This is a genomic window from Mesorhizobium sp. NZP2234 (genome assembly GCF_013170765.1).
Lineage (GTDB): Bacteria > Pseudomonadota > Alphaproteobacteria > Rhizobiales > Rhizobiaceae > Mesorhizobium > Mesorhizobium loti_D.
Window position 1 is genome coordinate 4,524,427 of sequence record NZ_CP033364.1, and the last position, 18,575, is coordinate 4,543,001.

19 protein-coding genes are annotated in these 18,575 nt (G+C 63.4%); 7 read left to right on the forward strand and 12 right to left on the reverse strand.

Features of this window, described 5'->3' with window-relative positions; genetic code table 11:
* Window positions 1-154 precede the first annotated feature (154 nt).
* Window positions 155-352, forward strand: a complete 198-nt coding sequence (locus EB230_RS22415; protein WP_056562239.1) for a hypothetical protein — start codon at window positions 155-157, stop codon at window positions 350-352.
* Window positions 353-437: 85 nt separating this feature from the next.
* Here the strand turns inward: EB230_RS22415 and EB230_RS22420 are convergent, their stop codons facing one another.
* Window positions 438-626 (reverse strand): DUF3008 family protein, encoded by a 189-nt coding sequence (locus tag EB230_RS22420; RefSeq protein WP_056562242.1) that lies wholly within the window; start codon window positions 624-626, stop codon window positions 438-440.
* Between the two features lie 129 nt (window positions 627-755).
* Here EB230_RS22420 and EB230_RS22425 point away from each other — a divergent pair, with 129 nt between their 5' ends.
* The gene (locus EB230_RS22425) at window positions 756-2,138 is read left to right on the forward strand and encodes an RNB domain-containing ribonuclease (protein ID WP_056562244.1); all 1,383 of its coding nucleotides are present in this window, start codon (window positions 756-758) and stop codon (window positions 2,136-2,138) included.
* Here EB230_RS22425 and murI read toward each other — a convergent pair.
* Window positions 2,135-2,935 (reverse strand): glutamate racemase, encoded by an 801-nt coding sequence (gene murI, locus EB230_RS22430; RefSeq protein WP_056562247.1) that lies wholly within the window; start codon window positions 2,933-2,935, stop codon window positions 2,135-2,137. The two genes, EB230_RS22425 and murI, sit on opposite strands and share 4 nt — an antisense overlap.
* Window positions 2,928-3,845 (reverse strand): RNA methyltransferase, encoded by a 918-nt coding sequence (locus tag EB230_RS22435; RefSeq protein ID WP_056562251.1) that lies wholly within the window; start codon window positions 3,843-3,845, stop codon window positions 2,928-2,930. Before EB230_RS22435 ends, murI begins: the two co-directional genes overlap by 8 nt.
* Window positions 3,846-4,061: 216 nt before the next feature.
* Here EB230_RS22435 and EB230_RS22440 point away from each other — a divergent pair, with 216 nt between their 5' ends.
* Both EB230_RS22440 and EB230_RS22445 read left to right on the forward strand, forming a co-directional pair.
* A complete protein-coding gene (locus EB230_RS22440) occupies window positions 4,062-5,273 on the forward strand; it encodes an NADP-dependent isocitrate dehydrogenase (RefSeq protein ID WP_056562254.1) in 1,212 nt (403 codons plus the stop codon).
* An 81-nt stretch (window positions 5,274-5,354) separates the two neighbouring features.
* Entirely contained in the window at window positions 5,355-5,981 is a 627-nt protein-coding gene (locus EB230_RS22445) for a glutathione S-transferase family protein (protein ID WP_172373975.1), read from the forward strand.
* Between the two features lie 15 nt (window positions 5,982-5,996).
* Here EB230_RS22445 and EB230_RS22450 read toward each other — a convergent pair whose 3' ends face one another.
* The 4 genes from EB230_RS22450 to recA form a co-directional block, all read right to left on the reverse strand.
* On the reverse strand, window positions 5,997-6,476 hold the full coding sequence (locus tag EB230_RS22450) for a DUF2269 domain-containing protein (protein WP_172373976.1): 480 nt from the start codon (window positions 6,474-6,476) through the stop codon (window positions 5,997-5,999).
* Window positions 6,473-7,768, reverse strand: coding sequence for an SDR family oxidoreductase (locus EB230_RS22455; protein WP_172373977.1), 1,296 nt, complete (start codon window positions 7,766-7,768; stop codon window positions 6,473-6,475). Before EB230_RS22455 ends, EB230_RS22450 begins: the two co-directional genes overlap by 4 nt.
* A gap of 10 nt (window positions 7,769-7,778) precedes the next feature.
* Window positions 7,779-10,445 (reverse strand): alanine--tRNA ligase, encoded by a 2,667-nt coding sequence (gene alaS / locus EB230_RS22460; protein ID WP_172373978.1) that lies wholly within the window; start codon window positions 10,443-10,445, stop codon window positions 7,779-7,781.
* 369 nt (window positions 10,446-10,814) lie between these two features.
* Entirely contained in the window at window positions 10,815-11,915 is a 1,101-nt protein-coding gene (gene recA, locus EB230_RS22465) for a recombinase RecA (protein ID WP_013895892.1), read from the reverse strand.
* A 281-nt stretch (window positions 11,916-12,196) separates the two neighbouring features.
* Here recA and EB230_RS22470 point away from each other — a divergent pair, with 281 nt between their 5' ends.
* Entirely contained in the window at window positions 12,197-13,141 is a 945-nt protein-coding gene (locus EB230_RS22470) for a carbohydrate kinase family protein (RefSeq protein WP_172373979.1), read from the forward strand.
* Between the two features lie 75 nt (window positions 13,142-13,216).
* Entirely contained in the window at window positions 13,217-14,134 is a 918-nt protein-coding gene (locus EB230_RS22475; RefSeq protein ID WP_056562265.1) for a pseudouridine-5'-phosphate glycosidase, read from the forward strand.
* A 9-nt stretch (window positions 14,135-14,143) separates the two neighbouring features.
* On the opposite strand, the gene EB230_RS22480 is transcribed toward EB230_RS22475, so the two are convergent.
* Window positions 14,144-14,467, reverse strand: coding sequence for a TfoX/Sxy family protein (locus tag EB230_RS22480; protein ID WP_056562267.1), 324 nt, complete (start codon window positions 14,465-14,467; stop codon window positions 14,144-14,146).
* Between the two features lie 89 nt (window positions 14,468-14,556).
* On the opposite strand from EB230_RS22480, the gene EB230_RS22485 reads away from it, so the two are divergent.
* Window positions 14,557-15,054, forward strand: coding sequence for a GFA family protein (locus tag EB230_RS22485; protein ID WP_172373980.1), 498 nt, complete (start codon window positions 14,557-14,559; stop codon window positions 15,052-15,054).
* Window positions 15,055-15,088: 34 nt separating this feature from the next.
* On the opposite strand, the gene sufA is transcribed toward EB230_RS22485, so the two are convergent.
* The 4 genes from sufA to sufD form a co-directional block, all read right to left on the reverse strand.
* Complete coding sequence (gene sufA / locus EB230_RS22490) at window positions 15,089-15,469, reverse strand: Fe-S cluster assembly scaffold SufA (protein WP_013532156.1); 381 nt, start codon at window positions 15,467-15,469, stop codon at window positions 15,089-15,091.
* Between the two features lie 182 nt (window positions 15,470-15,651).
* Window positions 15,652-16,044: an SUF system Fe-S cluster assembly protein gene (locus tag EB230_RS22495; protein WP_081294794.1), complete on the reverse strand. Its 393-nt coding sequence runs from the start codon at window positions 16,042-16,044 to the stop codon at window positions 15,652-15,654.
* A gap of 8 nt (window positions 16,045-16,052) precedes the next feature.
* Entirely contained in the window at window positions 16,053-17,297 is a 1,245-nt protein-coding gene (locus tag EB230_RS22500) for a cysteine desulfurase (protein ID WP_056562276.1), read from the reverse strand.
* Window positions 17,298-17,301: 4 nt separating this feature from the next.
* A complete protein-coding gene (sufD, locus tag EB230_RS22505; protein WP_172373981.1) occupies window positions 17,302-18,570 on the reverse strand; it encodes a Fe-S cluster assembly protein SufD in 1,269 nt (422 codons plus the stop codon).
* Between the last annotated feature and the right edge of the window lie 5 nt (window positions 18,571-18,575).

Below are 18,575 nucleotides of genomic sequence, written 5' to 3' on the forward strand. Positions count from 1 at the left end.
GGTTAAACCGAGATTTAACCGGTGTCAAGCTTGTGAGTGGCGCGGCGCAACGCAACCCTATAGCGTTCCCGGCGTTATGCGATGCCGGATGTGGGCGGGAAGTTTGCGCCAACGGCACCAGGAAGGGATCTGGAGCTAGAGGAGTCCAATTAGCATGAAGAAGTTCTTCCTTACCCTGGCCGGTGCCGCGGTACTGGCCGGATCGATGGCGGTTGCGCCGGAACCGGCGATGGCGCGCCATTGGCAGGGCCACAAACAGGTCTGCCGCGTCATCGTCAAGAAGCGGGTGGTGTGGCGGCACGGCCATCGCAAGGTGATCGTACAGAAGGTGCGGCGTTGCCACCGCTGGTAAGGCGAACAGTCCAGCAATCTCCGAGGGCCAGCGAACTGTCGCTGGCCCTTTTCATTCAATGAGTGCGGAGCCCGGCTCTAAGCCCTCAGTCCTTGGATTTTTTCTCCGGCAGACCTTTGCGCTTCGTCTCGGCGAATTCCTCGAGTTGTTGTTCGCTCATCGATTCGTACATTTCGCGTGAGGCGCCTTTGAGTTCGCTCTTTTTGGTCTCCCCGCGCTTGGCGGAGAGCGCGGCGCCGGCGGCTTTCTGCTGGGCTTTCGAGGTGGCAGGCATGGCGGTTTCTCCTCTTCTGTCAGAAGAAACGCCGCGCTTGTGCGGCAGTTCCAGCGCCAGTGGTCCAGTTCCTCGCCGGGATCAATTCGCAGCCTTTCCGTGTCCGGAACTCCAGTGTAGGACGGCTGGATGAAGTCTCTGACAGACCCCTCACAAGCTCTCTCCTCCGGCCTGACGAAAATCCGCACCGAATTCCACGTGCCGGATGGATTTCCGGCTGAGGTCATGGCCGCTGCGGAGGCGGCGGCCCGACGTGTGCCGAACCAGCATGCCGATCGAACGGACATGCCCTTCGTTACGCTCGATCCGGCAACCTCCACCGACCTTGACCAGGCGTTCTCGATCGAGGCGAGCGGCAGCGATCTTCTGCTGCGCTATGCCATTGCCGACGTGGCCTGGTTCGTCGAGGACGGTGACGCGATCGACCTCGAAGCCTGGACGCGGGGCGAGACATTTTACTTGCCGGACGGCAAGGCCGGACTCTACCCGCCGGCACTTGCCGAGGGTGCGGCGAGCCTGTTGCCGGATGGACCGCGTCCTGCTGTCATCTTCACCGTCCGGGTCGCCGAAGACGGCGCGGCGAAGTTGGACGGCGCGGAGCGGGCAATCATTCGAAGCCGTGCGAAGCTCGCCTATGACAGCGTCAAGGCTTCCGACGTTCCGGCCGGCTTCGCTGAAATGGCGCGGCGCATGGCGATGAACGAAAAACGTCGTGGCGCGTCACGCGTCGACCCACCCGAGCAGGAGGTTGAAAGGCTCGCCGATGGCACATTCCGGCTGTCCTTCAGACCGCTCCTGCAATCCGAACAGGACAATGCCGCGCTTTCGCTGGCTGCCAACATAGCGATCGCCGACGCCATGTTTGCGCACAAGACCGGGCTGTTCCGCGTGATGTCCGGGCCGGACGCGTCCAAGGTGCAGAGACTTCGCAACGCGGCGCAGGCGCTCGACCTGTCCTGGCCCGCCTCAACCAGCCTGCGCGACTACCAGCGCACGCTCGATCCGGCTGACCCGAAACAGGCTGCGTTGATGCTGGAAATCCGCCGCGCAGGCAACGGCGCGTCCTACCAGCCCTACCAGGAAGGTGTCGTTCCCTGGCATGAGGCGATGGCCGCGACCTATGCTCACGCCACCGCGCCGCTCAGGCGGCTGGCCGACCGCTATGTCGTGCGCTGCGCGCTGGCAATCGCCAACGGCCAGCCTGTGCCGCAGCCAGTCACCGATGCGTTCACCAAATTGCCGAAGGTGATGGGGCGTGCGGATAGCCGCGCTTCCCAGATCAACCATGCGGCCATCGACCTTGCCGAGGCGGTCATGCTCAGGGGACGCGAGGGGGAAACGTTCAAAGCCGTAGTCACCGACTTCGTCGACCATGGCGTACGCGTTCAGCTTGCCGACATGCCAGTCGTTGCCACGGTGAAGGCCACCGGGATCAGACAGGGCGACAGCCTGACGCTAAGGCTGGCCTCGGCCGATCCGGATCAACGCAGCATCGTCTTCGAGCCTGTTTAAGCGGCGGACGTTTCCACCACCAGTCCAAAGCCCTGCATCAGCCGGCTGACGGCAAAATCGGCCTTGCCCGAGGTGAAGACCGCGATATCGGGTTCGCCTTGCGGCAGCGCCCCATCGACGGGCGGCAGCAGTGAAAGCGCCCGCCGGGCGATCGCTTCGGCGGGATCGATCCAGTCGACCGGCCAGGGCGCCGTCTTGCGCATGCGATTGACCAGGAACGGATAATGCGTGCAGGCGAGTACGACGATGTCGGTCCGCATACCGTCACGCTCGATGAAGCAAGGCGCGATCTCGGCCCGCACGGCCTCCTCGTCGACAAAGCCCTCGCGCATATAGACTTCCGCAAGACCCGCCAGCCTGTCGCTGCCAACCAGGCGGACATGGCATTTCTGCGCCCACTTGCTGATCAGGTCACGTGTGTATTGCCGCTTCACCGTGCCGGGCGTCGCCAGCACCGAGACCAGGCCCGAGCGGGTACGTTCCGCCGCCGGCTTGACCGCCGGCACGGTGCCGACGAAGGGATGGCCGGGAAAGGCATCGCGCAAGGCGTCGATCACCAGTGTCGAGGCGGTGTTGCAGGCGATGACGGAAATCGCCGGCGTGAACCTGTCGAGCAGTTTGCCGAAGAGATCGAGTATGTGGGTGCGCAACGCCGGTTCTTCCCAGGCGCCGAAGGGAAAGGCGGCGTCGTCCGCGACATAGATGAAGCGCCGGTCTGGCATCAGCACACGTGCCTCGCGCAAAACGGTCAGCCCGCCGACGCCGGAATCGAACATCAGGATCGGCAGGTCAGTCATTGTCGGTTCCCTTGCCGCCCAGCGGCGGTGCGTCCTCATCGTCACCGGCAGGCCGGTGCGCCGGGTGATCGGCTTCTGCCTTGCCGGCGCGCGCGGCGGCCGGAAGCCGCCTGGGATCATCGCCCGGCGAACCATCGCCGCGCGGCATCGCCGGCGAGAACCTGTCGAGGGACGAGATGATGCCGCGCAGCACCTTGAGCTCCGGCTCGGCAAAGCCGGCACGCGTCAGCACGGCACGCAGATTGTCGACCATTTTCGGCTTCTTCGGCGCTGGCCGGAAATAGCCGCGCGCTTCCAATGCGCCTTCGAGATAGGCAAACAGGCCGTGCAATTCTTCCTTGCTGGCCGGTTTCATCTCCGGCCCGGTGAAGTTGGTCTTGGTCTCGTCCTCCAGGCCTGACTTCATCCACTCATAGGACATCAGCAGCGCGGCCTGGGCGATGTTGAGCGAGGAGAAATCGGGATCGACGGGAAAGGTGACGATCTCGTCGGCAAGCCCGACTTCGTCATTGTAGAGACCGAAGCGCTCGCGGCCGAACAGGATGCCAGTGCGCTGCCCCATACCGTGGCGGGCGCGGAGCACCCTGCCCGCTTCCACGGGGCCGCGCACGGCCTTGAAGCCGTCGCGCTGCCTGGCGGTGGTGGCGAAAACGAAATTCAAATCGGCAAGCGCCGAGGCCAGGTCGTCGAACACTTTCACGGCGTCTATGACATGGTCGGCGCGGCTGGCGGCGGCGCGCGCCTTCTCGCTCGGCCAGCCGTCGCGCGGATTGACAAGGCGCAGTTCGACGAGGCCGAAATTGGCCATGGCGCGGGCAACCATGCCGATGTTCTCGCCAAGCTGCGGCTCGACCAGGATGATCGCCGGGCCGGCGGGTGGGATGTTATCGGGATCTTGGGTGACGGGCATGATTGTCAAAGAACTGCTGTTTGCGGCATTTCAGCGTCCCCTGCCATATTCGGCCGCGAAAATGAAGCATTCGCAAATGACGGCGGCCATTGCCTCGCATTCGTGACCGATCGCCGTTTGCGCGGCCAAAAACCCTTTGATATACGGGCGGCATCTCCCGGCCGAACGCCACGCGGGCAAGGCCGTCCCATATCCCAGCAACGAGGCATTCTTTCCATGGCGAAGATCAAGGTGGCGAACCCGGTCGTCGAACTCGACGGCGACGAGATGACCCGCATCATCTGGCAGTTCATCAAGGACAAGCTGATCCACCCTTATCTCGACCTGAAGCTTGAATATTACGACCTCGGTATCGAGCATCGCGACGCCACCAACGACCAGGTGACCATCGATTCGGCCAACGCCATCAAGAAATACGGCGTCGGTGTGAAGTGCGCGACGATCACCCCCGACGAACAGCGCGTCGAGGAATTCAAGCTGAAGAAGATGTGGAAGTCGCCGAACGGCACCATCCGCAACATCCTCGGCGGCACCATCTTCCGCGAGCCGATCATCATGAAGAACGTGCCGCGCCTGGTGCCCGGCTGGACCAAGCCGATCATCGTCGGCCGTCACGCCTTCGGCGACCAGTATCGCGCCACCGATTTCCGCTTCCCCGGCAAGGGCAAGCTGACGATCAAGTTCGTCGGCGAGGACGGCCAGGTGATCGAGCACGACGTGTTCGACGCGCCCGGCGCCGGTGTCGCCATGGCCATGTACAATCTCGACGAGTCGATCCGCGAATTCGCCCGCGCCTCGCTGAATTACGGCCTGCTGCGCAACTATCCGGTCTATCTCTCGACCAAGAACACCATCCTCAAGGCCTATGACGGCCGCTTCAAGGACATCTTCCAGGAGGTCTACGAGGCTGAATTCGAGGCAGAGTTCAACTCGAAGAAGCTGTGGTACGAGCACCGGCTGATCGACGACATGGTGGCCTCCAGCCTGAAATGGTCGGGCGGCTATGTCTGGGCCTGCAAGAACTATGACGGCGACGTGCAATCCGACACGGTGGCGCAAGGCTTCGGCTCGCTCGGCCTGATGACCTCGGTGCTGATGACGCCGGACGGCAAGACGGTGGAGGCGGAAGCCGCGCACGGCACCGTCACCCGCCACTATCGCCAGCACCAGAAGGGCGAGGAAACCTCGACCAATTCGATCGCCTCGATCTTCGCCTGGACGCGCGGCCTCGCGCACCGCGCCAAGCTCGACGACAATGCCGAGTTGAAACGGTTCGCCGAGACGCTGGAGAAGGTCTGCATCCAGACCGTCGAGAGCGGCTTCATGACCAAGGACCTGTCGCTGTTGATCGGCCCGGACCAGCCCTGGCTCTCGACCACCGGCTTCCTCGACAAGATCGACGAGAATTTGCAGAAAGCGATGGCGTAAGTACTCGCAGCTCCACATGCCGAAGGCTCCGAAAGGAGCCTTCGTCTTTTTGGGCCGATGAAGCAACGAAGGGCCGGCAGCATGACCAAGCCAATCCTCTACGGAGCGGACTACAGCGTTTACGTGCGCATCGCGCGGATGACGCTGGAGGAGAAAGGCGTCGGCTACGAACTCATTCCGCTCGACATCTTCGCAGCCGAAGGCATCCCGTCCTGGTATCTCGAACATCACCCGTTCGGCCGCATCCCGGCCTTCGAGCATGACGGGTTTCGGCTCTTCGAGACGAATGCCATCGCGCGCTATGTCGACGAGGCTTTCGACGGCCCGGCGCTGCGGCCCGCCGATCCGCGCGGCCGCGCCAGGATGGCGCAGATGACAGGCATGCTCGACGCCTATGGTTACCGCGCAATGGTCTGGGACGTCGCCGTCGAGCGGCTGGAAAAGGCGGAGCCGGATGAGAGCCTGATCGCCGGTGGCCTGAGCCAGGCGGAAACGGTCCTCAGGGTGCTCACCGCACTCAAGGTTCCCGGACCGTGGCTGCTCGGCGATCAGGTGACGCTGGCCGACCTGCATGCGGCGCCGATCATCGCCTATTTCCTGAAGGCTGCCGACGGGCAAAAGCTGATGGCCGGGTTTGCCGAGATTCAGGCGTGGTGGGATCGGATCACTGACAGACAGGCCTTTGGCGTGACCGAAAAGGCCGATTGAGAGCCGGTGGCCGGGCTAAAACCCTATCTCGGGCCTTGTGACCATCAGCCAGAGAATGGCAAGCACGGCGGCGAAAGCCGGGAAGCCGCAAGCAAACCAGATGCGAAACAGGCGCTTCTCTTCGGCGGGCAGTGCCACGTTTTCGATGGCCGCCTGCCGCGCCAGATTCCGAATCCGAATCTGAATCCAGACCACCGGCAGCCAGAACAGACCGGTCACGACATAAAGCAGCAAGGACAGCACAATCCAGCCTTCGGAGAGCGGCCAGCCAACCGCTTGCGCCAGCAACACGCCCGTGATTGGCTGCACGATGACGGCGGTCGCCGTAAAAATGGTGTCGGCGATGACGACAGTACCCGCGACATGGGCGACGATATCGGCGCGGCCGCTGCGTTGCGCCATCAGCATGAAGAAGGCGATGCCGGCACCGGTGCCGAACAGAACCGTGCCGCCGATGACATGCGCCCAGCGCAATATGTCAGTCCAGAGGCTCATCGCTCGTCCAGCACCGCGAGCGCCACCAGCACCAGGCAAAGCCCGGGTATCGTCTTGACCAGCGGACCCAGTGGATCAAGCCATAGACTTGGAACAAAAAGCGTCGCCCCCGCCAGATAGGAGAGTGTGATCGCAATCATCGCCAGCAGCGCGGGCTTGGCGAAAGGCCGGACCAGAACCGCCGCGCCAACGACGATATCCGCGGCGCTGCCGACCAGAACGCAAATATGCGCGAAATCCACCGACACACCGCGTGAGGCGAGAATGTCCGCGGCCTGATCTTGCCGGATCATGCCAATGATGCCCGAAACGAGCCAGAACAGAGACAGGCAAGCGAAGATAACAGGCTTCGCCAGCCAAAGGCGCGCGAACCATCGTTCCTGAGCATGTGCCGGCATATCGGCCAGCGTTGCCTCCAGCGGCTGAAGCGGATGGTCGCAAACGGCATTCCAGGACCGGGCATTGCCTGTGATGCCGTCCGCCAGCGCGGCAAGTGCCGAGCTGCGTAGAGGAGAGCGCCAACCAAGGACGCCAACGGCATCGGCAACGACACTGGCGAACCGGCCAAGGATGGCCGGCATCGGCATGACCCGTGCTTGCGGCAGACCAAGCCATGCGCGAAAGGACAGCAGAACATCGGAGAGAGATCTGGCATTGCCCTCGACGAGATCGATGGCAAGTCGGGGTGGCAGCGATCCGGCGACCGCGCGCGACACCGCTTCGGCAACATCGGCGACCGATACAGTCTGGATCGGTTGGCGCGGCATGACGGCCGGAATAAAACCAGGGAATGCCGCAAGGGCACGCAGAAGCGCCGTGCCGCCATAGGCGGCGGGCGCGATCACAAGGCCCGGCCGCAGAATGGTCCACTCCAGGGATGAGCTTGCGACGGCTTTGTCGCCTTGCGCCTTGGTGCTGAAGAAAGGATTTGGCGAAGCGAGATCGGCGCCGATCGCGGATATCTGCGCAAAGCGATGCACACCGGCCTGTTCGCAAGCCGCGACAAGTGCCACCACCGAGCCCCGGTGAACGGCGTCCAGACGGTCGCGCGGGCCGTCCTGCAAGGCGCCCGCGGCGTTGACAACCGCGTCCATGCCCGCAACCACCGGCAGCCAGTCTTCAGCGGCGGGCAGTTTCGACATGTCCGCCGCGATCCAGCGAACCGCCGGCCGGCGCCGCCCGGCATCCCCGACTTCGCGACCGAGACCGGTCACCTGATGACCGTCGCGAAGCAAACGGCCAATGACGGCGTCCCCGATCAAACCATAGCCGCCGAGGACGAGTATTTTCATGTCGCGGCTTTCAGGCGGCTTCGAGTGCCGCCCTGACCGCCGCAATCGCATCATTGGCCTTCGAGGCGTCAGGGCCACCGGCCTGGGCCATGTCGGGCCGGCCGCCACCGCCCTGCCCGCCCAAGGCGGCGGAGGCGACGCGCACCAGGTCGACAGCGCTGAAGCGGCCGACGAGATCGTCGGTGACGGCAACTACGACGCTTGCCTTGTTATCCTCACCGGCACCCACGAAGACGACGACGCCGGAGCCGAGCGAGGTCTTGCCGGCATCGGCCAGCGGCTTCAGGTCCTTCGGCGAGACGCCGGAGACGGCCTTGCCGAGGAAGCCGATGCCCGCGACCGTCTCGTTCTCCGAGGGCGCGCCGGCCGCGGCACCGCCGCCCAGCGCCAGTTTCTTGCGCGCTTCGGTGAGGTCCTTCTCGAGCTTCTTGCGCTCCTCAAGCAAAGCCTCGACGCGCGCCGGCACGTCGGCGGGCGAGATCTTCAGCGTCGCTGCCGTCGCCTTCAGACGCCGATCCTGCTCGTCGAGATGTTTTCGGGCCGCCTCGCCGGTCAATGCCTCGATACGGCGCACGCCGGCGGCAACCGCGCTGTCGGAAACGACGCGCACCAGACCGATGTCGCCGGTCGCCCTGACATGGGTGCCGCCGCAGAGCTCGACCGAATAGGGCCGGTTGGCCTTGGCGCCGTGCAGCCCGGTGCCCATCGACACGACGCGCACTTCATCGCCATACTTCTCGCCGAACAGCGCCATGGCGCCCTCGGCAATGGCGTCGTCGACCGACATCAGGCGCGTGGTCACCGGGCCGTTCTGCACGACGATTTCATTGGCCATGCGCTCGACCTCTTCGAGTTCCTCGGCCGAAATCGGCTTGTTGTGCGAGATATCAAAGCGCAGGCGCTCTGGCGCGACCAGCGAGCCCTTCTGCGCGACATGGGTGCCCAGCACCTCGCGCAGCGCCTCATGGATCAGGTGGGTGGCGGAGTGGTTCGCACGCAGCCGGGTGCGGCGTGCGTGATCAACCTTGAGCTCGACGGCGGCGCCCGTCTTGACCGTTCCGCTCGCCACCTTGCCCAGATGCACGAACAGCCCATCCGCCTTCTTCTGCGTGTCGGAGATCTCTATCGAGAAGCCTTCGCCCGAGATGACGCCGGTATCGCCCATCTGGCCGCCGGACTCGCCATAGAATGGCGTCTGGTTGACGACCACCGCAACCGCGTCACCCTTGCCGGCGCTGTCGACGGTCTTGCCGTCCCGGACCAGCGCCTGGATGAGGCCTTCCGCGGCTTCAGTCTCGTAGCCGAGGAATTCGGTGGCACCGGTCTTTTCGCGCACCGAGAACCACACCGTCTCGGTGGCAGCCTCGCCAGATCCCGCCCAGTGTTTGCGCGCCTCGGCCTTCTGCTGCTCCATCGCATTGGTGAAGCCGGCAAGATCAACCGAGATGTTGCGCTGGCGTAGCGCGTCCTGCGTCAAGTCGAGCGGGAAGCCGTAGGTGTCGTAGAGCTTGAAAGCCGTTTCGCCATCCAGCATGTCGCCGGCATGCAGCGTGTCCGTCGCCTCGGAGAGCAGGCCGAGGCCGCGCACCAGCGTCTTGCGGAAGCGCGTCTCCTCGAGCTTCAACGTTTCCGTGATCAGCTGTTCGCCGCGCAGCAATTCGGGATAGGCTTGGCCCATCTCGCGCACCAGGGCCGGCACCAGCTTCCACATCAGCGGCTCGCTCGCGCCGAGCAGCTGCGCGTGGCGCATGGCGCGGCGCATGATGCGGCGCAGCACATAGCCGCGGCCTTCGTTCGAAGGCAGCACGCCGTCGGCGACCAGGAAGGAGGACGAGCGCAAATGATCGGCAATGACACGGTAGGACGCCACCGTTTCGGCATCCGGCGCGCGCCCAAGCGCGGAAGACGCCGCATCGATGAGGTGACGGAACAGGTCGGTTTCGAAAACGCTTTCCACGCCCTGCAGGATGGACGCCATGCGCTCCAAACCCATGCCGGTGTCGATCGAAGGACGCGGCAGGTCGATGCGCTCGTCCTTCGTCACCTGCTCATATTGCATGAACACCAGGTTCCAGAATTCAAGGAACCGGTCGCCGTCTTCCTCGGGACTGCCGGGAGGGCCACCCCAGATGTGCTCGCCTCGATCGATGAAGATTTCCGAGCACGGCCCACAAGGACCGGTGTCGCCCATCGCCCAGAAATTGTCCGAGGTCGGGATGCGGATAATGCGATCGTCCGAGAAACCGGCGATCTTCTTCCAGAAGCCCGCCGCCTCATCGTCGGTGTGGTAGACGGTGACCAGCAGCTTGTCCTTCTTCAGCCCGAATTCCTTGGTGATCAGGTTCCAGGCAAGCTCGATGGCGCGCTCCTTGAAATAATCGCCGAAGGAGAAATTGCCGAGCATCTCGAAGAAGGTCAGGTGACGCGCGGTGTAGCCGACATTGTCGAGATCGTTGTGCTTGCCGCCGGCGCGAACGCTCTTCTGGGCAGTGGTGGCGCGCGAATAGGTCCGCTTCTCCAAACCGGTGAAGACGTTCTTGAACTGCACCATGCCGGCATTGGTGAACATCAATGTCGGATCGTTGCGCGGCACGAGCGGGCTCGAAGCCACGACCTCGTGGCCCTCCTTGCGGAAATAGTCGAGAAATGTCGACCGGATCTCGTTCACGCCACTCATGACTGCTGCCTTTTCGCGAAAACCGCCGGCGCGGCCGGCGGAAACTGGTCTCTGCTTTTTAGAAGATTGACTTGGCCTTTTAGCGGGCACACCGCACCCTGTCCAGAAACACGGAATTGGGCCAATCCAATGCACGTCGCCCAAAACGACCTCGGTTTTGGCATAGCGACATGCATGAGGATAAAGACCTGAAGCGTGTCGCGTGAATCCGCTCAGACGCGAAGCGCTTCAGGAGCTTGTCAGCCCCACACTGTCCAAAAACAAAAACCGCCGGCTCGAAGGCCGGCGGTTTTGAACGCGGTACGAAAGAACTCGATTACTTAAGCATCAGGTCATAGGCCGGCTTTATGGCCGAACTCTGGCAGTGTCCTACATCGCGCCGGCTTCGTCCTCAAAACCGTCGTCGCCGTTGCCTTCGGAGCCGCCATTCTCGAGGAATTTCTCGGCGATCAGCCCGGCATTCTGTCTCAGCGCCAGTTCGATCTCGCGCGCGGTATCGGGATTGTCGCGCAGGAACAGTTTTGCGTTTTCGCGGCCCTGGCCGAGACGCTGCGAATTGTAGGAGAACCAGGCGCCCGACTTCTCGACAACGCCGGCCTTGACGCCGAGATCGACGAGTTCGCCGGTCTTGGATACGCCCTCGCCATACATGATGTCGAATTCGACCACCTTGAAGGGCGGCGCCAGCTTGTTCTTGACCACCTTGACGCGGGTCTGGTTGCCGACGACCTCGTCGCGATCCTTGACCGAGCCGATGCGGCGGATGTCGAGGCGCACCGATGCATAGAATTTCAGCGCGTTGCCGCCGGTCGTGGTTTCGGGCGAACCGAACATGACGCCGATCTTCATGCGGATCTGGTTGATGAAGATGACCATGGTGTTGGAGCGCGAGATCGAGGCGGTCAGCTTGCGCAGCGCCTGGCTCATCAGGCGGGCCTGCAGGCCGGGCAGCGAATCGCCCATCTCGCCCTCGATTTCCGCGCGCGGCGTCAACGCCGCGACCGAATCGACCACCAGCACGTCGATGGCGCCGGAACGCACCAGCGTGTCGCAGATCTCCAGCGCCTGTTCGCCCGTGTCGGGCTGCGAGATCAGCAGGTTTTCAAGATCGACACCGAGCTTGCGGGCATAGACCGGATCGAGCGCATGCTCGGCATCGACGAAGGCGCAGATGCCGCCCTTCTTCTGGGCTTCGGCCACCGTATGCAGCGCCAGCGTCGTCTTGCCCGAGCTTTCCGGCCCGTAGATCTCGATAATGCGGCCGCGCGGCAGGCCACCAACCCCGAGGGCGATGTCGAGGCCGAGCGAACCGGTCGGCACCGTTTCGATCTCGACGACCTGCTCGTTGGCGCCGAGCCGCATGATCGAGCCCTTGCCGAAAGCCCGCTCGATTTGCGACAGCGCCGCATCCAGAGCCTTTGATTTGTCCACTGCCTTATCCTCTACAAGCCGCAAAGAATTCTGAGCCATGATACATCACCCCTTGGTCGTCAATGAAGGCCGGACAATCCGTAATCCCTGGCATTTTGTACCTTTTTTGTTCTCATTTGACAAGAGGCAACAACCGTTTGAAAAATAAACGATATCCTGATTTGTTCTTTTTTCGTACCAGAAACGCGAGCAGCAACCCGCCTCCCATCGGGCCAGCCGGCGCCGTTGTCCCGGCCTGCCGAATCGCTGCCTTGCATGCGAAGCTCTGTCGCGCAGCCTAGCGCTTGTGCGGCTGCAACAACAAAGGTCCTATCGCCGCCATGGTGAAATCCGCAAAGATACTGGCCGTGGGAGGGGCCCACATCGACCGGCGCGGCCAGGTGTCCGGCCTCTACGTGCCGGCCGCGTCCAACCCCGGCACGATGCGCGAGGATGTCGGCGGCGGCGTCTTCAACGCGCTGCGCAACACAGTGTTGCGCGGCGTCTCCGCTTCGCTGCTTTCGATGCGCGGCGGCGATGCGGCGGGCGACACCGTTTCACGCGCCATAGCGAAGGCAGGGATTGCAGATCTGTCAGCGGTGTTCCTTGACCGCACGACACCAAGCTATACCGCGTTGATCGATCGCGAAGGCGAGTTGATCGTCGGCTTTGCCGACATGGCGCTGTACGACCTGGCGTTTCCCAAGCAGATCCGCCGATCCAAGGTGCGGGAGGCGATCGCGGCCGCCGACGCCATCCTGTGTGACGCCAATCTGCCGTCGGCGGCACTGGAGCGACTGGTTTCGCTTGCCGCCGGCAAGCCCGTATTCGCCATTGCCATTTCGCCGGCCAAGATCGTGCGCCTGAAGCCGGTGCTCGGCAATCTGGCCGTCGTCTTCATGAACCAGCGCGAGGCCCTCGCGCTGGCAGGCCTGGACGGCGCGGCTTCCCAGCGCGGCATCGTTGACGGGTTGAAGCGCGCCGGCCTCGCCAGCGCGGTGGTAACGGCGGGCGGCGGCCCGGTGCTGGGTTTCGATCGCGACGGCATGTTCGCCATCATGCCGCCCGCCCCGAGGAAAGTTGTGGACGTCACCGGCGCGGGAGATGCGCTGGCGGGGGCAACGGTCGCCGCCTTGCTGCGCGGCATACCCTTGCGGGCGGCGTTGCGGGAAGGCGTCGCCGCGGCAACCCTGGCCATCGAGAGCGCCGACGCCGTTCCCGATTTCACCGCGGCCGCCTTCATGGAAGCGCTGGCCCTTGTGCCCGATGTGCAGGAAGTGGCATGAGACCGGCAAATTCATAGTACCGGAGTGCCGCCGCGCGTCTTGATGGATGCAACGCACACCGGTTGGAGATTAGAGATGACGCCAGAGACCGCACGCCCCTTCATCGATATCCACGCGCCGGTGGCGCAAGCCCTGGCCGCCGGACGCCCGGTGGTGGCGCTGGAAAGCACCATCATCACCCATGGCATGCCCTACCCCGACAATGGCGCCATGGCGGCGAACGTCGAGAAGATCATCAGCGACGGTGGTGCCGTGCCGGCGACGATCGCCGTGGTCGGCGGGCGCATCAAGATCGGCCTTTCCGACGGCGAACGCGAATCGCTCGCCATGACCGGCGACGCCATGAAGCTGTCGCGCGCCGACCTCGGCTTCGCCGTCGCGCAAGGACGTACCGGCGGCACCACGGTCGCCGCGACGATGATCGCCGCCCATATGGTCGGGATAAAAGTGTTCGCCACCGGCGGCATTGGCGGCGTGCACAAGGGGGCGGAAACGAGTTTCGATATTTCGGCCGATCTCGATGAGTTGGCGCGCACACCGGTCATCGTCGTCTCGGCCGGCGCCAAGGCCATTCTCGATATCGAAAAAACGCTGGAAGTGCTGGAGACGCGCGGCGTGCCTGTTGTCGGCCATGGCTGCGAGACCATGCCCGCCTTCTGGTCGCGGCAGTCGCCGTTCCGCGCGCCTCTCACCTTGTACAAGCCGGAAGACATCGCGCATTTCCACCAGACCCGGGCTGCGCTTGGGCTCGGCGGCGGCATGCTGATCGCCAACCCGGTGCCGCAGGACCACGAAATCCCGGCCGAAGAAATGGCGGGCTATATCGAAGCGGCGCAAAAGGCCGCCGAGGCTCTGCACGTGACCGGCAAGGCGGTGACGCCGTTCCTGCTGTCGAAGATACTCGAACTCACCGGCGGCCGCAGCCTGAAGACCAACATCGCGCTGGTCGAAAACAATGCGAGGCTGGCGGCCGAGATAGCAAAGGCGCTGTAGGTTCGGCGGCTACTTGCCTGCGCGCCTTCCAGCCTCATGGGCGCGGCGTGCCCACACCGTCATCTCGTCCGGATCGTCAAAGGCACTGTCGGGAATGCTCCAATAGGGCATGGCGACCAGCTTGCCGTGGCGCGAGCCGGTATAGGTCCATTGCTTGCAGCCCTCGGCTTCGAAGTCGGGGACGCTTTGCTCGTCGGCCTTCATCAGCAATTCGCCGCGCAGCACGATGGCGACGATGACGCCGTCGAAATAGATGCCCTTGCCGCCGAACAGCCTGCGGATGCTGACCGGGCCAAGGCCGGCGAACAGTTCGGCGATGCGTTCATTGTCCATGCCGCGATCATGTCACCGGCATTTGACATTGTCACCGCGCAACCAAGATCATGCTGACAGGTTGAGATCATTCAGTCGGAGTTTTTGTCATGCCGCTTCTGCTCAAGGGATCCTGCCGCTGCAACGCCGTGCGTTTCGAGGTGGAGAGCCACACGCCCGTCCCGTTCATGCTGTGCTACTGTTCGATCTGCCGCAAGCAGCAGGGCGGCGGCGGTTTCGCCATCAATCTCGGTGCCGACTACGAAACGCTGAACATCAGGGGCAAGAGGAGCCTTGGCGTCTACCGTGCCGAGATCGAGGACGACGAGCGTCCGCATTGCGAGGTCTCGACCGGCGAACGCAATTTCTGCCGCAAATGCGGGGCGGCGCTCTGGCTCTACGATCCGACCTGGCCGGAACTGGTGCATCCCTTCGCCTCGGCGATCGACAGCGACCTGCCGAAACCGCCTGAAAAGGTGCATCTTATGCTGAAATACAAGGCAAACTGGGTCGAACCCGTGATCGGCAAGCGCGACAAGGTGTTCGATATCTACCCGGAAGAGTCGATCACCGACTGGCACAAGCGGACGGGTATGTGGGTGGAGTAGTTTCCTTCGCCCTGCAAGCAGGGCGAAGGAAAGATCAGGCCGAGGCGCGTGCCTCTGCCAGCGCTTTGAGGTCAGCCGGCTTCAGTTCGACGGACTCGCCGCAGCCGCAGGCCGAACTCTGGTTCGGGTTGTGGAAGGTGAAGCCGGTGCGCAGCGTCGTCTGCTCGAAATCCATCTCGGTGCCGAACAGGAAGAGCGCCGCCTCCGGCGCGACATAGACATGGGCGCCGTCGCGCTCGATATGGTCGTCCTTGGTGTTGGGTTCAGTCACCAGGTCTACCGTGTATTCCATGCCGGCGCAGCCGCCCTTCTTGATGCCGAGGCGGATGCCATGCGCGTTGTCACGGGTAGCCACGATCTCGCGCACCCGGTCGGCGGCCTTTTCGGTCATCGTGATGACGGCAAAGCGTCCCATTCTCTTTCCTTCTCCATTCCATGCAGGTTCAAGGCCTGCCGAATGATTCCTCACCTAAAATGGTGAACTTTTACCACTGGCGCAAGTGTACCAGGCTCGACCTGCTAAAGCGTGACGCGCTTTAGGTTTTTGGTTTATGCATGTCGTTGTCCCAAAACCGAGGTCACTTTGGGCGACATGCTTTAGTACCAGCCCACCGCCACCTGTGCCTCTTCCGACATGCGGTCGGGCGACCAGGGCGGGTCGAAGGTCATGTTGACCTCGACGCCGGACACGCCTTCGACGGCGCCGACGGCATTTTCCACCCAGCCCGGCATTTCGCCGGCCACCGGGCAGCCCGGCGCGGTCAGCGTCATGTCGATCTTGACCGAGCGGTCGTCCTCGATGTCGATCTTGTAGACGAGGCCAAGCTCGTAGATGTCGGCCGGGATTTCCGGGTCGTAGACCGTCTTCAGCGCCGAGACGATATCGTCTGTCAGCCGCGCAAGTTCGTCGGCGGGAATGGCGGAGGCCGATACGATGCCATCTGCAGCCGTTCCCGGCGCGGTCTCAGCGGTTGTGCTCACATCGTCCATGGTCGTCATCACCCAAAGAACTTTCGCGCTTTTTCGAGCGCCTCGGCCAAAGCGTCGACTTCGGCCCTGGTATTATACATGCCGAACGATGCCCTGCATGTGGAGGTTACGCCAAAGCGTTTCAACAGCGGCTGGGCACAATGGGTGCCCGCGCGCACGGCAACGCCCTGCCTGTCTATCACCATCGACACGTCATGGGCATGAATGCCTTGCAGTTCGAAGGAGATGATCGCGCCTTTACCCGGCGCGTCGCCGAAGATACGCAGCGAGTTGATGGCGCGCAGCCGCTCATGCGCATAGGTCTTGAGGTCTTCCTCATGCGCCGCGATGCGCTCGCGGCCGATCTTTTCCATGTAGTCAAGCGCGGCACCGAGCCCGATCGCCTGGACGATCGGCGGCGTGCCGGCCTCGAAGCGATGCGGCGGCTCGTTGTAGGTGACGATGTCTTCCGTCACCTCCTCGATCATCTCGCCGCCACCCATGAAGGGCCGCATACCCTGGAGAATGTCCTTCTTGCCGTAGAGCACGCCGATGCCCGAGGGGCCATAGACCTTGTGGCCGGTGAAGACGAAGAAGTCGCAGTCGAGATCCTGCACGTCGATCGGCATGTGCACGGCGCTCTGGCTGCCGTCGACGAGTACGGGAATGCCGCGCGCGTGCGCGATGCGCACGATCTCCTTGATCGGCGTCACCGTGCCCAGCGCATTCGACATCTGGGTGATGGCGACAAGCTTGGTGCGGTCTGTCAGCCGCTTCTCGAATTCCTCGATATGGAAGACGCCGAGATCGTCGACCGGCACCCAAACCAGCTTGGCGCCCTGCCGCTCGCGGATGAAATGCCAGGGAACGATGTTGGAGTGGTGCTCCATGATCGACAGCACGATCTCGTCGCCCTCGCCGATATTGGGCATGCCATAGCCATAGGCGACCGTGTTGATCGCCGAGGTCGTGTTGGAGGTGAAAACGATGTTGTCGGTGCTCGGTGCGTTGAGGAAGCGGCGCACCGTCTCACGCGCTTTTTCATAAGCGTCGGTCGCGGCATTCGACAGGAAATGCAGGCCGCGATGGACGTTGGCGTATTCCTGGGAATAGGCGTGCTGGATCGTATCCAGCACCACCTGCGGCTTCTGCGCCGAGGCGCCATTGTCGAGATAGACCAGCTTCTTGCCGTACACTTCCCGCGACAGGATCGGAAAGTCGCGACGGATCGCCTCGACGTCGTAGAAATCTCCGATCTTGCCTGGAGCGTTCATTATTTCACCCGTGTGTCAAAAACCAGTCGTCCAGCCGTGCTTCCAGCGCCTCGACGATCGCCTCGTCATCCAGTTCCTCGATCACCTCGGCGACGAACGCCTTGACCAGCAGGCCACGGGCCGACTTCTCGTCGACGCCGCGCGCCATCAGGTAGAACAGATGGTCGTGGTCGATTTCGGTGACGGTCGCGCCATGGCCGCAGACGACGTCGTCGGCGAAGATTTCCAGCTCCGGCTTGGTCGAGAACTCGCCGTCGTCCGACAGGAGCAATGTGTTGCAGGCCATCTTGGCGTTGGTCTTCTGCGCGTATTGGTGGACGTTGATGCGGCCCTGGAAAACGCCGCGCGCCTTGCCGGTCACCACATTGCGGATGATCTCGGTGGAGGTCGTGTGCGGCACCGCGTGGTCGAGCACCATCGTCACGTCGCTATGGGTGTCGCCAGCGAGCAGGTTGATGCCGCGCAGCTTGAAGTCGGCGCCTTCGCCCGTCGTCCTGACCATGACCTCCTGGCGCACAAGCTTGCCGCCGGCGTTCATCACGAACAGGGTCAGTTTCGCATTCTTGCCGATATGGGCCTTGAACTGCGCCAGATGGGTCGCCGTCTCCGGCTGTTCCTGGACGATCAGCCACGTCACCTCGGCACCCTCACCCAGCACAAGCTGGCTGACCGAACTGACCAGGGCAGCCCCGTCACCCGCCTGACGCTCGACGATGACCGCCTTGGCCCCAGCGCCGACGCGCACCGGCAGACGCACATGGGTCTGGCCGCCGGCCTGTATATTCTGCAATTCGATCGGCTTCTCGAGTTCCGTACCATCGGCGATGTCGACAAAATAACCGTCGGCGACGAAGGCGGCGTTCAGCGCGCCGATCGCATCATCGGCGCCATAGGGATCGAGCCCGGGCGCGATGCTGCCGTCGATCAGCTTTTCCGACAGGCGCTGCACGGTAACGCCTTCAAGGACCGGCACCTTCGCGTCGGACTTGCCGTTCAGGACCGGCAGAACGGCGGAGCCCTCGACGATCGGGGCGACGGCCTTGGCCATGGCGGCCGGATCGAAGTCCGGCACCGCATTCAACAGCCGGCGCAGGTCGGTGTAGTGCCAGGATTCGACGCGCCGCGTCGGCAGGCCGTGCTTGATCGCCTCGATCGCGTCGTCGCGCTTCAGCATTACCGCGCCGTCGCCCGGCAGCAGCGACAGCCGGTCGCCGAACGCGTCGATCAACGCCGTCTCGGCCGGTGTCCGCTGCGGCTGTGTGTGCATGTTCATCAGTT